The 13,283-nt window shown below is 64.6% G+C and carries 15 protein-coding genes; 6 read left to right on the top strand and 9 right to left on the bottom strand.

The window, feature by feature from the left end:
• The 3 genes from J7024_RS27675 to J7024_RS27665 form a co-directional block, all read right to left on the bottom strand.
• Nucleotides 1-520, bottom strand: a 520-nt coding sequence (locus J7024_RS27675; RefSeq protein WP_234745625.1) for an FAD-dependent oxidoreductase, incomplete at its 3' end; no start/stop codon positions are given.
• A 4-nt stretch (nucleotides 521-524) separates the two neighbouring features.
• Entirely contained in the window at nucleotides 525-1,373 is an 849-nt protein-coding gene (hpnD, locus tag J7024_RS27670) for a presqualene diphosphate synthase HpnD (protein ID WP_175750593.1), read from the bottom strand.
• Between the two features lie 259 nt (nucleotides 1,374-1,632).
• Nucleotides 1,633-1,965: a hypothetical protein gene (locus J7024_RS27665; RefSeq protein ID WP_124826785.1), complete on the bottom strand. Its 333-nt coding sequence runs from the start codon at nucleotides 1,963-1,965 to the stop codon at nucleotides 1,633-1,635.
• Nucleotides 1,966-2,170: 205 nt separating this feature from the next.
• Between J7024_RS27665 and J7024_RS27660 the strand changes: the two genes are divergently transcribed.
• Nucleotides 2,171-3,055, top strand: coding sequence for an alpha/beta fold hydrolase (locus J7024_RS27660; protein ID WP_124826786.1), 885 nt, complete (start codon nucleotides 2,171-2,173; stop codon nucleotides 3,053-3,055).
• 43 nt (nucleotides 3,056-3,098) lie between these two features.
• On the opposite strand, the gene J7024_RS27655 is transcribed toward J7024_RS27660, so the two are convergent.
• From J7024_RS27655 to J7024_RS27645, 3 genes are read right to left on the bottom strand one after another with little or no spacing between them, the layout of a single operon-like run.
• A complete protein-coding gene (locus J7024_RS27655) occupies nucleotides 3,099-4,040 on the bottom strand; it encodes a GGDEF domain-containing protein (RefSeq protein WP_124826787.1) in 942 nt (313 codons plus the stop codon).
• Nucleotides 4,037-4,663: a chemotaxis protein CheC gene (locus J7024_RS27650; protein WP_124826788.1), complete on the bottom strand. Its 627-nt coding sequence runs from the start codon at nucleotides 4,661-4,663 to the stop codon at nucleotides 4,037-4,039. The genes J7024_RS27655 and J7024_RS27650 overlap by 4 nt, the downstream gene beginning before the upstream one ends.
• Nucleotides 4,656-5,024: a response regulator gene (locus J7024_RS27645; RefSeq protein ID WP_096508804.1), complete on the bottom strand. Its 369-nt coding sequence runs from the start codon at nucleotides 5,022-5,024 to the stop codon at nucleotides 4,656-4,658. The genes J7024_RS27650 and J7024_RS27645 overlap by 8 nt, the downstream gene beginning before the upstream one ends.
• Before the next feature lie 468 nt (nucleotides 5,025-5,492).
• Between J7024_RS27645 and J7024_RS27640 the strand changes: the two genes are divergently transcribed.
• Nucleotides 5,493-7,736, top strand: coding sequence for a hybrid sensor histidine kinase/response regulator (locus J7024_RS27640; RefSeq protein WP_124826790.1), 2,244 nt, complete (start codon nucleotides 5,493-5,495; stop codon nucleotides 7,734-7,736).
• 46 nt (nucleotides 7,737-7,782) lie between these two features.
• Here J7024_RS27640 and J7024_RS27635 read toward each other — a convergent pair whose 3' ends face one another.
• The gene (locus J7024_RS27635) at nucleotides 7,783-8,337 is read right to left on the bottom strand and encodes an NADPH-dependent FMN reductase (protein WP_124826791.1); all 555 of its coding nucleotides are present in this window, start codon (nucleotides 8,335-8,337) and stop codon (nucleotides 7,783-7,785) included.
• 367 nt (nucleotides 8,338-8,704) lie between these two features.
• On the opposite strand from J7024_RS27635, the gene J7024_RS27630 reads away from it, so the two are divergent.
• Nucleotides 8,705-9,301: an RNA polymerase factor sigma-70 gene (locus tag J7024_RS27630; RefSeq protein ID WP_124826792.1), complete on the top strand. Its 597-nt coding sequence runs from the start codon at nucleotides 8,705-8,707 to the stop codon at nucleotides 9,299-9,301.
• Entirely contained in the window at nucleotides 9,282-9,488 is a 207-nt protein-coding gene (locus J7024_RS27625) for a zf-HC2 domain-containing protein (RefSeq protein WP_124826793.1), read from the top strand. Before J7024_RS27630 ends, J7024_RS27625 begins: the two co-directional genes overlap by 20 nt.
• A 551-nt stretch (nucleotides 9,489-10,039) precedes the next feature.
• On the opposite strand, the gene arsC is transcribed toward J7024_RS27625, so the two are convergent.
• Nucleotides 10,040-10,396, bottom strand: coding sequence for an arsenate reductase (glutaredoxin) (gene arsC, locus J7024_RS27620; protein ID WP_175750592.1), 357 nt, complete (start codon nucleotides 10,394-10,396; stop codon nucleotides 10,040-10,042).
• Between the two features lie 375 nt (nucleotides 10,397-10,771).
• Nucleotides 10,772-11,137, bottom strand: coding sequence for a hypothetical protein (locus J7024_RS27615; protein ID WP_175858349.1), 366 nt, complete (start codon nucleotides 11,135-11,137; stop codon nucleotides 10,772-10,774).
• 356 nt (nucleotides 11,138-11,493) lie between these two features.
• Between J7024_RS27615 and parA the strand changes: the two genes are divergently transcribed.
• Nucleotides 11,494-12,156, top strand: coding sequence for a ParA family partition ATPase (parA, locus tag J7024_RS27610; RefSeq protein WP_124826795.1), 663 nt, complete (start codon nucleotides 11,494-11,496; stop codon nucleotides 12,154-12,156).
• Nucleotides 12,157-12,179: 23 nt separating this feature from the next.
• Nucleotides 12,180-13,241, top strand: a complete 1,062-nt coding sequence (locus tag J7024_RS27605) for a ParB/RepB/Spo0J family partition protein (protein WP_124826796.1) — start codon at nucleotides 12,180-12,182, stop codon at nucleotides 13,239-13,241.
• Nucleotides 13,242-13,283 lie beyond the last annotated feature (42 nt).

Genomic DNA, 13,283 nt, shown 5'->3' with positions numbered 1-13,283 from the left:
GCCAGGCGTGCCGCGGCTCGACATTCAGCACACCAAGGAAAAACGGCCGCAGCCAACGTTCCCACAGCACGCCGTCGCATCGCATCGTCTGTGCGAGTGAGCGGCCCGTGCGCGCGAACGCGAGCGACGCGAGCACGAGGTAATCAAACGGTGTCGTCCCCGGCGCGCGCGATGCCGCGTCGAACAGCCACGACGGCCAGCGTCCGTCGCCGAAGCGCAGCGTCCAGCGCTGCTGCGACGCGACGTCGACCATCGCGAATTCAGGCAACGCGGGCCCCGCGAGCTGATCGGCCGCGCCGATCGCGCGCAGGTAGCGCTGCATGGCGGGTTGCCCCGCGAAAACCTGATGCAGCCCGCTGTCGAGCGTCGTGTTCAGCGTCCCGTCGAACCACGAGCGGCAGCGGCCGCCCGCGTGCGCATGCGCGTCGTGCAGCACGATGCGCCGACCGCGGCGTTGCAGCTCGACGGCAGCCGACAGGCCCGCGAGTCCTGCACCGATCACGTGGACGGTTCTGGGCATCGGCTCAGAACAGCGCGTAGCGCGCGGCGATCATCAGCATGCGCGCCTTCGGCTTGCGCAACGGCGCGCGCGGGGCGGCGAAGCCGCGCGCGATCGCGGCATCGAGAATGCAGCGATACGCGCCCGACATGATGCGCGGCGCCTTCACCTGCGCACGCGTGCAGGTGTCCATCACCGCGTCGGCCTGGCGGAAATGCTCGATTGCACGCTCGACGAGCGTCGCGCACACGCGCGGCAGCGCCGGATCGCGCACGATCGTCGCCGGATCGGTGATCGCGATGCCTTCGCGCGCAAGCAGCTCGCGCGGCAAGTAGCAGCGGTTGATCGCCGCATCGTCGTCGATGTCGCGCAGGATATTGGTCAGTTGCAGCGCACGGCCGAGGTGGTGCGACAGCGTGATCCCTTCCGCTTCCGGGATCCCGAAAATCCTCACCGACAGACGGCCGGCCGCGCTCGCCACGCGATCGCAGAACAGGTCGAGGGTCGGCTCGTCGGGCGCGCAGATGTCTTCGGCGGCGTCCATCGCCATCCCGTCGATCATCGCGTGGAAGTCGTCGCACCGCAGGTCGAACGCGCGGATCTCGCGCTCGAGCGCCACCAGATGGCGCGGCGGCCGGCCGGCGAAGCATGCGTCGATGTCCGCGCGCCAGCGATCGAGGCCCGCGTTGCGCTCGGCGCGCGGCAGGTCGCTGTCGGCGATGTCGTCGACCGCGCGGCAGAACGCGTAGACCTGGAACATCGCGTCGCGCTGCACGGCCGGCAGGATGCGCATCGCCAAATAGAAAGAACTGCCCGATGTGACGGCAGCGGCGTCGGTTTCTTGTTCGTCCACGACGAGATTGGAAACGGCCAAGACGAGCTCCACGGAGACACCCACGCGGGGCGATTGAAGAAGCCATGCCCGGCTGGGTTGGTCAGGGCGTCAAATGCGTGCGAGATATGCGAACGATCGACGCAGACAGGCACAAATTACCGGCCGGAAGCCGGAATTGGGCGAAAGTATAGCAATCTTTGAAGTTCGATGGCGGACACGCGCCATGCCTGGCGGGCCGCCCGGGGCAGCGCCGGGCCGGCGGGACCGGCCGCGACGGCGAACGGCGTCGCGCCACCCGTCAGCCGTAGACGATGTCGCGCTGCAGATCGAGCGCGATGAGTCCCATTTCCCGGGTCAGTTGAAGCATCGAGCGGCGTTCGAGACGCGAACCCATGAAGCTCGTCACGTGCCCGTCGGATTCCGCCGTGAACTGGAACGACGGGCCGCCGGTGCCGAACCATGCGCCCGGCACGTCGGGCGACTCCTGCCAGTCGATCTGCTCGAATACGCGCGCGATTCCCGCGCGCACCGCGTCGCTCGGGCCGATCGACGGCGCAATGTCGCCCAGGTCGTCGAGGGAATAGGGGCCGGGCTTGTCCGGCTTCCGATAGAAGAGGTAGTCGACGTTCATGAGGCGCAATCGTGAACAAAGCGTCAAATTAACGCGCTTCTGCGCAAAATCAAATCAGATCTGGACGAAATGTGGCCTGCGCGAGACAAGGGGGCCCGATCGTGACAGCCGGTACGAACGCGCGCGGCATCGGGCGCCACGTTGATGCTTGAACGCGCGCCGCATCGTCTAAGATGAACGTCTTTCTCAAAAAAACACGGACACCATGGAGACGAACGTAACCGCCACCCCGCAGTCCGGCCATCCCGTTTTCGTGCTCGTGCACGGCGCATGGCACGGTGCCTGGTGCTACGCGCACGTCGCGGCCGCACTGGCCGCGCGCGGCTATCTGTCGATCGCGCGCGACCTGCCGGCGCACGGCATCAATGCCCGCTTTCCCGCGTCCTATCTCGAACGGCCGCTCGACAAGGAAGCGTTCGGCGCCGAGCCGTCGCCGGTCGCGAACACGACGCTCGACGACTACGCGTCGCAGGTGATGCAGGCCGTCGACGACGCTTACGCGCTCGGCCACGGCAAGGTCGTCCTGGTCGGCCACAGCATGGGCGGCCTTGCGATCACGGCCGCGGCGGAGCGCGCGCCGGAGAAGATCGCGAAGGTCGTCTATCTCGCGGCGTTCATGCCCGCGTCCGGCGTGCCGGGCCTCGACTACGTGCGCGCCCCCGAAAACAAGGGCGAGATGCTCGGGCCGCTGATGCTCGCGAGCCCGCGCGTCGCGGGTGCGCTGCGCATCGATCCGCGCAGCGGCGACGCCGCGTATCGCGAGATGGCCAAGCGCGCGCTGTACGACGACGTGCCGCAGGCCGACTTCGACGCGGTGGCGAACCTGATGACCTGCGACGTGCCCGCCGCGCCGTTCGCGACCGCGATCCCGACGACCGCCGCACGCTGGGGCGCGATCGACCGTCACTACATCAAGTGCCTGCAGGATCGCGTGATCCTGCCCGCGCTGCAGCAGCGCTTCATCGACGAAGCCGACGCGTTCGCGCCCGGCAACCCGACGCACGTGCACCAGCTCGACAGCAGCCATTCGCCGTTCGTGTCGCAGCCGGCGGTGCTGGCCGGCGTGCTGGCGGATATCGCGAAGAGCTGAGCACCGCGACCGCCGCCGCCCGCGCGAAGCGGCGGCACGACGCTCACGCGTAGGCGATCGACCGGTCGCGCCCGAGACGCTTCGCGCGATAGAGCGCGGTGTCGGCCTCGTTGACGAGCGCGTCGCTCGCGGGCGCGCCCGTTGTCGCGTAAGCGGCGCCAACGCTCGCAGTCACCGGCACGCTGATGCCTTCCGCGTCGACCGGCGTGCTGCCGATCACATCGCGCACCTTGTCGGCCACCCGCATCGCCTCGTCGAGATTGGTACACGGCAGCAGCAGCGCGAATTCCTCGCCGCCGAAGCGGCCGAACGTATCCTGCGCGCGCACGATCGACGCGACGCGGCGCGCCGTCTCGCGCAACACCGCATCGCCGACCGCATGCCCGAACCGGTCGTTGATCGTCTTGAAGTGGTCGAGATCGAACAGCAGCACCGACAGGTCGCCGCCGTAGCGCTGCCAGCGTGCGAACTCGTCGCCGAGCCGTGCCTCGAAGAAACGCCGGTTCGCGATGCCGGTAAGGCCGTCGCGATTCGCGTGTTCGCGCAGCTTCGCGACCGCCTCTTCGCGCTCGCGCTGCATCACGCTCACGTGGGTGACGTCCGAGATCGTCACGCACACGGCTTCGACTTCGCGGCCGCGCGTGAGCGGCATGAACGTGCAGTCCTGCTGCATGTAGTCGACGCCGCCCGTGATCGGCCGGTCGTGCTCGAAGCGAAACAGGTAGGGCCGCTGCTCCCACGAGCTGAACGCGAAACTGCCGAGCTGGAACACGCTCTCGAGCTTGTGTTCGAGCCATGCGCGCGGCAGGTCGGGGAAGCAGTCGAACAGGTTGCGGCCGATCACGTCGTCAGCCGCGATGCCGCTGTGGTCCTGCATGAAGCGGTTCCACATCAGCACGGTCATCGAACGATCGAGTACGAACAGGCCGAAGCCCACCCGCTCGATCACGAGGTCGCTCAGCGACGCAGCAGCGGTGGCGGTCATAGCGCGGACAGCAACGCGTCGAGCGCGTCGCCCATCAGCCGGATCGAATCCTCGGCCATCAGCATTACGAAATGTGCGCGAAACGCGCGATCCTCGAGCCCGAAATTCACTTCGAGCAGCAGCGCGACACTCCATGCGAGCGCGTTCGGCTGGAACACGTCGTCGAACGACACGTTCGCGCCGAGCAGCCCCGGCGGGAAGAACACGGGCTTGCGGCCGAGCTCGTCGAGAATCGACGCGACGCACGCGCTCATCAGCACGTTGGCGACGTCGAACACGAGTTCGTCCTGGGTCGCCATGCCGGCGTATACGCCGTCGCCGAACGTGCGATCCATCAGCGACATCAGCCGCGCGACGCCCGCGCTTCGGCACAGCACGATCGCCTCGCCCTTGATGTCGGAACGAAATCCCTGGCGCACGGCCGTCACGTTCTCGTGAATGCCGGTCATCTCGCGCAGCGCGGCGCCCGCATCGGCGGCCTTCACGACGCGCACGCGCGGTACCGACAGCTCGATGAAATGCCCGAGCAGCAGCGCGAGCCGCGCGGCGGCGCGGCCCATCGCGAGGTTGGCGATTTCCTGCAACGCGTCGCGTTGCTCCGCCGTGAACACCAATTCAGGCATACAACCCATACTCCTTGAGAATGGGCAGCAATGCCTCCGACGTCACGGGCTTGGCAACGAATGCGATCGCGCCCAGCTCGCGCACGCGGACTTGCGCCTGCGGCTGGATATCGGCGGATACCACGATCACGAACGTGTTCAGATCTTCGTGGCGCAGTGTCTCCAGGACCTGATAGCCGGTCATGTCGGGCATCGTCAGGTCCAGAAACATCACGGAAGCTTTGCCGTCACGATAGAGCGCCAGCGCCTCGCGACCATTCGCCGCATACGCGACGTCGACGTCCCAGTCTCCCGGCAGCGCCTTTGTCAGAAGTTTGCGAGCGAGCAAGGAATCGTCGGCAATCACAATCGGCAAAGGCATGGCGTGAAGCGGTATACGGAATGGTCTCTCTCGCGTTAACGGCCGCACGGCCCACTTCTTGAGCCGCGATGCAATCAAGCGCGGGCAACCGCCGTGCGGCCGCGCACGGGCGCCGCGCACGAACACGCGACGCACCGCGCGGCAAACACCGGCGGGCGCATATATCTGTCATAGGGAAAGCAACGCGCGATTCTCTGAGTAAACCGGAGGCGGTGCAACTCGCCATTTTCACCATTTCGAACAAAATCGATCCGATCGCCCGACATTCCGAAAACAGCCACGCCTGTTTTAAAGATAAGCACGCAAAATTTTTCCTTGTGTACGTTTGCGCTGCCGGATTTGTCGCGTTTTCAATCTTTCATTTGGCCCCTGTCGGAATCGTCAGGTCGCGCACGCGAGCGGCGCCGCGGCGGTCGCGCGCAACTCGTTTATGATTGCATGCAACCTTCGCTTCACCCGCTTCCTTCGATGACGTCCGAACGGCCTGCCGACTCCCGCATACCCGCCTCCCCACCCGCCGACGACTGGCAGGACGACGGCAACTATGCGTCCGGCGCACCCGAGCACGATTTCGCAGTCCGGCGCGTCACGCTGATCGTGCTGCTCGTCGCGGCGATCGTGCTGCCGTGCATCTACGTGTCGGTCATGGCGTACAACGACCTGAAGGCGCGCGAAGCCGCGGCGAGCGACGTGACGATGCGCACCGTGCGCGTCGCCGAGGAACACGCGCTCAAGGTGTTCGACCTGACCGAAAGCCTCGACGCGCGCATCGTCGACCTCGTGCAGGACATGGACGACGCCACCGTGCGTCACGACGAGTCCGACATTCACGACGCGCTGAACACGATCGGCGGCGGCTATCCGCAGGTGGCGGCCGTATCGATCTTCGGCGCGAGCGGGATGCTGCTCGCGAACAGCCTCTACTATCCGGCGCCGTATGCGTCGATCGCGAACCGCGACGATTTCGCCGGCATCCGCGACGGCAAGGTGATCGAACATATCTCGCGGCTGATGATGGGGCCGCTCAAGCTCGAGAACATCCCGGTGTTCAACACCGGCGTCGCGCGACGCCACAGCGACGGTTCGTTCGCCGGAATGGTGTCGATCGCGCTGAAATCGTCGTATTTCAACGCGTTCTACCGCGACCTGCTCGGCGGCGCGAGCACGCCGATGACGATGGCGCTGGCGCGTTCCGACGGCGCGGTGATCGCGTCGTACCCGCCGCCGCCGGCGCTCGCGCATACCGATCGCCTCGCCACCTTCGGCAACCCGCGCAACGACCCGCGGGCGGGTGTGGTGCGCGTGCGCCATGAAGGGGCTGGCAGCGAGATCGTCGCGTACCGCCAGGTCGGCAGCTATCCCGTGTACGTGACCTGTGCATACCGGACCTCGGCAATCTGGCGCGAATGGTACGAACACCTGAGCGTGCTGTTCATCTCGATGTTCGCGCCGTCGATCGCGCTGTGGTCGGTGATCTGGCTGTCGCTGAAGCGGCTGAAGGCGGAAGAGCAGGCGTGGGAGCGCTGGCAGGCGGAGGCGTCGATGCGGCGCTCGATCGAATCGGCATACCGGCAGTCGCGCAAGATGCAGGCGCTCGGCAACCTGGTCGGCAGCGTCGCGCACGACTTCAACAACCTGTTGATGATCATTTCGAGCAACGTGCAGATCGTGCGGCGGCGCGGAGTCCAGCATCTCGACAAGGAACTCGGCGCGATCGAACGCGCGCTGAAGAACGGCCAGTCGCTCACGCGCCAGCTCCTCGGCGTCGCACGCAAGCAGCCGCTGCACAACGAGACGATCGACGTCGGCCAATGGGTCGGCACGTGCCGCGAACTGCTGAAGACGTCGCTCGGTTCGAAGTCGTCGCTGGTCGTCGCGATCGAGCCCGGCGTGTGGCCGATCCGTATCGATGTCGCGGAGCTCGAGCTCGCGGTGATCAATCTCGCAGTCAATGCGCGCGACGCGATGTCGGCCGGCGGCCGCTTCACGGTCGGTGCGCGCAACGTGACGCTGCGTCGCGAGGACGGCTTTCCGCTGACCGGCGATTTCGTGCAGATCTCGCTCGACGATACGGGTTCGGGCATGGCGCCCGACGTGCTCGCGCGCGCGTTCGAGCCGCTGTTCACGACGAAGGCGCACGGGATGGGAACGGGGCTCGGGTTGCCGCAGGTGTTTGCGTTCTGCGAGCGCTCGGGCGGTCTTGCGACGATCGACAGCGCGGTCGGTGCCGGGACGTCGGTACGACTGTACCTGCCGCGCGCGCGCGTCGAGGACATCGTCGCGCGGCCGCAGCCTGCCGCGCACGATACGAGCGCGATCGCCGGACTGCACGTGCTGCTCGTGGAAGACAACAGCGAAGTCGCGGCCGGCACCGAGGCACTGCTCACGCTGCTCGGGCACCGCGTGACCTATGCGCCCACCGCCGACGACGCGTTGCGCCTGATCGAAGGCGCGGCCGCGAACGATGCGTTCGATCTGGTGATCTCGGATATCCACATGCCGGGCAGCCTGAACGGTATCGACCTCGCCGAAGCCATCGACAAGCGGCCGGGGAAACTGCCCGTGATTCTGGTCACGGGTTATGCGGAAGAACTCGACCGCACGCGTACCGTCAACGTGCGCGTGCTGTCGAAGCCGTTCGACATCGCGCTGCTCGACGAGATCCTGCTCGAGATTCGCGAAGCACGCGATGCGCGGCATGCGGGCGCCTGAACCGCAGCACGCGAGTCGGGCACCGGCGGCGCGAAGGTGACGGCGATCAGGCCGCCTTCAGCACGCGGACCCAGTCGACGTAGCGATCGACGAAGCCCTGCAGGAACTTGCGGGTGTCCTCGCTGACGATCTGGCCTTGATCGTCGATGCGTGCCGGATCGTGCTTGATGAACATCTCGGGCTGGCCGAGCGTCTTCACGTCGAGATACGCGAGCACGTTGCGCAGGTGCTGCTGCGCGAGCGCCGTACCGACCGCGCCGGGCGACGTGCCGAGCACCGCACCCGGCTTGCCCGACCATGAGTTGTGGCCCCACGGACGCGAGCCCCAGTCCAGCGCATTCTTCAGCACGCCCGGAATCGACCGGTTGTACTCGGGTGTGACGAACAGCAGCGCATCCGCGGCTTCGATCGACTGCTTGAAGCGCTTCGCGACTTCCGGATAGTCGGCGTCGTAGTCCTGGCTGTACAGCGGCAGTTCGCCGATCTCGACGAATTCGAACGAGAAGTCGGCGGGGGCGAGCGAAACCACCGCATGCGCAAGCGCGCGGTTCCAGGAACCGCGACGCAGACTGCCGACGACAACCGCAACACGATAGGACATGGCTTTCTCCTTCCGGTGAGTGAGGAATCGAATCGATTGATTCTGGATAGGCGACAAAGGTCTGTTTATAGGCAAGCCAGCCCGCGAGCCGTCCCACGGGGCCACCCGGCCGACTTTCCACAAGGTTTTCCACAGAAATTGTGGATAACTTCGCCGTTATGATCTGATGTTACAAATCGCCCGCGTCGCGATTTCGCGGCGCGCGATGCAGGGTTCCGGCAAGCATAGCGCAGCGCACCGGCCGCGTTCGTGAATTCGCGACGGAACATGCGTTGCGGGTCGACGTGACGCCCTGTAAGCTGTTCGCACATCGACGCGCTCGCCCTGTGGCGCACTCGCGATCGCTTCGTGAGGTTTCCGACCCGCCATGCCGTCCGCGTACGACGATCCTGCTTATCTGACCCAACTGCGGCATGACCTGCTGCGCTTCGCGCGACTCCAGCTCCGCGACACCGACGCAGCCGAAGACGCCGTACAGGAAGCGCTGACCGCTGCGTGGTCGCACGCCGGGGAATTTGCAGGACGGTCCGCGCACAAGACCTGGGTGTTCGGCATCCTGCGCAACAAGCTGATCGACGTCCTGCGCACACGGCAGCGGATGGTGAGCCTGTCCGCGCTCGACGCGGAACTCGATGGCGAAGCTGTGCTCGATCGCGAGTTGTTCAAGGAAAACGGACACTGGGCCGCACATACGAAGCCGCGACCGTGGCCGCGCCCCGAGACGCTGTTGCAACAACAGCAGTTCTGGACGCTGTTTCAGGTCTGTCTCGACCATCTTCCCGAGCAAATCGGACGTGTGTTCATGATGCGCGAATTCCTCGATGTCGCGATCGCGGACATCTGCAGCGAATTGACGTTGACGACCAATCATTGCAGCGTGCTGCTGTATCGGGCGCGCACGCGCCTGCGCACCTGCCTCAGCGAAAAAGGACTGGCGACCGAAGATGCTGCCGGGGAAATGTAGCGACGTGACGCGACTGCTGTCGGATGCGCTCGATCGGCGTTTGACACTGCACGAGCGGATGCAGGTGCACGTGCATTTGCCGGCTTGTAGCGGATGCCGGGCTTATCGCGGACAGATCGGGATACTGAGGGTTGCCGCGCAGGCGGCTGCGGGGCGGGATGGGGTGGACGCGATGGGGGACGGTTAGAGGTGCGGCGCGGATGTCGTTCCGGCCGGGCGGTGTGGGGTGCTCGATGACGATGGTGATGTTGGTGGGGTGATTACTGCTTTACGCTGCGGCTGGTTTTCGCAGCGTGCGGTGATGTGCGCTGCGGTGATGTGCGCTGCGGTGATGTGCGCTGCGTGATGTGCGCTGCGTGATGTGCGCTGCGTGATGTGCGCTGCGTGATGTGCGCTGCGTGATGTGCGCTGCGTGATGTGCGCTGCGTGATGTGCGCTGCGTGATGTGCGCTGCGTGATGTGAGCGGTGGGGGAGCGGTGGTCTGCGGATGTTCCCGGGCAATCCGGTGCACTTGGCCGTTGTCGCGGTGTGTTGTTGGCGGTTGCGGTTTCCGGGCTGCTGGAAGGGCGGTATGGCGAGGTGTCAGCGGTGCGTGATTTTGGCTGGCTGATCCGGTGCGCTTTTTAAGCATTGCTGGTGTTGCTGACGGGCGATGCATCGCGGAGAGTGATCTCCATCGATCAACCCGGTGCTCGTACGCCGGGCTGATGCGATCGGAAAAATACGCCGAAGAACAATTATTCGAACAGTGCGCGCACCGATTCAGGCGGCCGCCCAATGGCAGCTTTGCCTCGATACACGACGATCGGTCGCTGCAGCAGAATTGGATGAGCAGCAATCGCTTCATAGGCCTGGGCATCGGTGAGATCCGCGCGAGCCAGATCCAGCGTCTTGTACGGCTCCTCGCCATCGCGAAGCATGTCGCGCACCGGACGGCCCAGCTGACGATGCAGTGCTTCAAGCTCCTCGACGGTCGGCGGCGCCTTCAGATACTCGACTACATTCACCGGCGTGCCAGTTGTGTTCAGCGTATCGACGAGCGCGAGCGTCTCGCGGGACTTCGAGCAACGGGGGTTGTGATAGATCGTGATCATCGTTCAGGCCTGGATGGTAGAGGCCCGTATTGTAGCCAGTCTGATTGCAGGCGTTTCGGTGGGGCTGAGACGAGGTTGAGAAGGGCGCAGGATTCGGCGGGATCGAGGAGCATGTCACCGGGACGCGAGCGCGCGAAGCACGCTTTAATCGTTTATGCGCATAAAGTGTGTTGTGCTGTCGAGCGTCAAGACGCGCGCAGCAGGCGAAAGGGCGTGGCTAACATTGGCTCCGTGTTCTGACGTCCCGATAGCGGCAAAAAAGGACGGCCTCGCCACGCGCGAACGCCATCACGCAGGGGGCCAGCAGCGACACCACGCCGATACAGCCACTCGCCAGGATCGTGTCAACCATGACGATGGCCGAGCACGCCCTGTCTAGCCGGGTTTATGCGCATAAAGCTGCATGCATCCGGGCAGGTCTAGCGGCTCTCTCTTCGCGTGACCTGGGCTCGAGTCCCGCACCAAGCCGCGGGGCAGGGCTCGATAGCATCCCGAACAGCGCACATCGACCCCATGCATCGTCGCCAGCATGCGACTGTTGCGGTCGCCGTCTTCGACGGGTTTATGCGCATAAACGCTGAGGGGACTGGCACGCAGCAGCCGCGCCATCCCGAGCATCCCGAGCATCCCGAGCATCCCGAGCATCCCGAGCATCCCGAGCATCCCGAGCATCCCGAGCATCCCGAGCATCCCGAGCATTTCGGCAGTCTGCGCGGAGCAGGCGCACGCGTCGAAGCTCATAGTCGAACGGCGGATCCCTCCGGCGAATATCCGCCGCACCCACCGAAGTTTATGCGCACAAACTCGCTCCAGGACAGCAGACATCCAGAGCACGCGAAAGGGCAGGTGCCGTCACATCGCAGCGCGCAACTAGCTTCTCCAACGTGAAACCACCCCGTCTGCCGGTCCTCTATCCAGCCACGCATCGACCGTTCATGGCCGTATAACTACGACACCTCACCACCCGGTATTCGTCGCCTCGTTTATGCGCATAAACCGATAGCCCGAATGGCCAACGTATAGTTGGTGAACGACAATTTCATTGAAATATAAATATCGTCCTGTAGAATTCCAACGACCAAAAACAGGAGTGAAAATTGGCCGCAGAAATCATTGCAGTCACTCAACAAAAAGGTGGCGTCGGCAAAAGCACGATTGCCATGCATCTCGGCGCGGCATTCCATGAGAAAGGGAAGCGCGTCCTCGTCATCGACGCTGACGGTCAAAACACACTGGTTCACTGGTCGAGCGCGTCTGGCGATAGCGACTCTGGCATTCCTTTCCCGGTCGTCAACCTCGCCGAAGCCGGCGGCCAGATCCATCGCGAGATCAAGAAGTTCATCAACGACTACGACATCATCGTCGTCGATTGCCCGCCGTCGATCACCGAGAAGGTGTCCGGCGTCGTACTGCTGGCCGCATCGATTGCCGTTATCCCGACTTCGTCGTCGCCGGCCGATTACTGGTCTAGCGTCGGGCTGGTCAAGCTGATCCAGCAGGCGCAAGTGATGAACGAAGACCTGCGTGCCGTCTTCCTGCTGAACAAGACCGAAGAGAAGCGGATGCTGACGCGCGAGCTCAAGCGCGCGCTCGAGGAACTCGGCTTCCCGTTGTTGAAGACGCAAATCCCAACCCGGGAAGCGTACAAGCAGGCGATGGCGCTCGGTCAGACCGTGCTGCAGATGAACGATCGCGGCGCCAAGCTGGCCGCTGCGGAAATCCGCGCATGTGCCGACGAAATCGTCGCCATGCTGCCCTGACTTTATGCGCATAAAGGAGTCACATGAAACCCTCCCAATTTGCAAAAGGATTCCAAGCGCGCCCGGATATCACGACGAGCGAGAAGCGCACGGCGCTTGATCGGCTGAATGCCATCGATGGCATCGTCAAGTCCGAGACGGCCACACCGGCCCCGACGAAGTCGGCGAAGAAGGACATCGCACCGCCGCCCGTTACGGAAGTCCTGCTCGATCCGCTGACCGACGAGTCGGCGCAATATCGCGCGTGGCGTCTCGAGAACCGCTATGCCCCCGGCCAGGTGATCGAGCTGCCGCTGAAGACGATCAAGCATAGCCCGTTCAACCCGCGGCACTTCTATCTGAAATCGTCGATCGCCGAACTCGCGGTCAACCTCGCGAAGCAGGGGCAACAGCAGGCGATTCACGTGATTCCGGACTACGACAATCCGGGCACGTATTTCGTCAGCGATGGCGGTCGCCGCGTGCGCGCACTGAAGGAAGCGAACAAGGAGTCGGTGAAGGCGATCGTGATCGACGTGCCGATCGGTATCCAGAGCTATAAGCTCGGTTACGACCTGAACGTGCAACGCGATTCGCAGACGGTGTTCGACAACGCCGTCGTGTGGCGCCGCTTCCTCGACGACAAGCACTTCCAGAGTCAGAAGGAGCTGTCCGAACATCTTGGCCTCGACGAGTCGACGGTCGCCGTTGCGCTGTCGATCGGCAAGCTGCCAGAAGCCGTCATGCAGGAGATGGTCGCGCGTCCCGATCGCTTCGGTTCGAACATGGCGTATCAGGTCGGCCGCTATCACAATGCGCGCGGCACTGAGGCCACGCTGCGACTGATCAACAAGATCGTGTCGGACGACCTCAGCACGCGTCAGGTATCGGACATCGTCAAGGGGCGTGTTGCGGCACAAGAGACGCCGAAGCCGGCGGGACGGCAGCGCTATGCGCAACGTCTGGAGATCAAGCTCGGCGGCAAGTCGGTCGGCGACCTGAAATCGTATGGAGAAGACCGCATCGAACTGCGCCTGCGCGGGCTTCCGAAGGAAAAGCGCGACGCGATCCTCGAGCAGCTCGAGCGGATGCTGTTGTCGGAGTGATGGTAGCGGCCGGCGGGGCCTGGCGATACGCCGGGCCCGCCG

This window comes from Burkholderia sp. WTPI3 (assembly GCF_021483755.1).
Classification (GTDB): domain Bacteria; phylum Pseudomonadota; class Gammaproteobacteria; order Burkholderiales; family Burkholderiaceae; genus Burkholderia.
Note: the sequence above shows the minus strand (reverse complement) of the source record. Positions and strands in the feature narration are given on the sequence as shown.

Excerpts from the sequence above, each read along its gene's own strand:
- J7024_RS27665 (WP_124826785.1), bottom strand. The coding sequence starts at position 1,965 with ATGAACGTCGACTACCTCTTCTATCGGAAGCCGGACAAGCCCGGCCCC.
- J7024_RS27660 (WP_124826786.1), top strand. The coding sequence starts at position 2,171 with ATGGAGACGAACGTAACCGCCACCCCGCAGTCCGGCCATCCCGTTTTC.
- J7024_RS27655 (WP_124826787.1), bottom strand. The coding sequence starts at position 4,040 with ATGACCGCCACCGCTGCTGCGTCGCTGAGCGACCTCGTGATCGAGCGG.
- J7024_RS27650 (WP_124826788.1), bottom strand. The coding sequence starts at position 4,663 with ATGCCTGAATTGGTGTTCACGGCGGAGCAACGCGACGCGTTGCAGGAA.
- J7024_RS27645 (WP_096508804.1), bottom strand. The coding sequence starts at position 5,024 with ATGCCTTTGCCGATTGTGATTGCCGACGATTCCTTGCTCGCTCGCAAA.
- J7024_RS27640 (WP_124826790.1), top strand. The coding sequence starts at position 5,493 with ATGACGTCCGAACGGCCTGCCGACTCCCGCATACCCGCCTCCCCACCC.
- J7024_RS27635 (WP_124826791.1), bottom strand. The coding sequence starts at position 8,337 with ATGTCCTATCGTGTTGCGGTTGTCGTCGGCAGTCTGCGTCGCGGTTCC.
- J7024_RS27630 (WP_124826792.1), top strand. The coding sequence starts at position 8,705 with ATGCCGTCCGCGTACGACGATCCTGCTTATCTGACCCAACTGCGGCAT.
- J7024_RS27625 (WP_124826793.1), top strand. The coding sequence starts at position 9,282 with ATGCTGCCGGGGAAATGTAGCGACGTGACGCGACTGCTGTCGGATGCG.
- arsC (WP_175750592.1), bottom strand. The coding sequence starts at position 10,396 with ATGATCACGATCTATCACAACCCCCGTTGCTCGAAGTCCCGCGAGACG.
- J7024_RS27615 (WP_175858349.1), bottom strand. The coding sequence starts at position 11,137 with ATGAGCTTCGACGCGTGCGCCTGCTCCGCGCAGACTGCCGAAATGCTC.
- J7024_RS27605 (WP_124826796.1), top strand. The coding sequence starts at position 12,180 with ATGAAACCCTCCCAATTTGCAAAAGGATTCCAAGCGCGCCCGGATATC.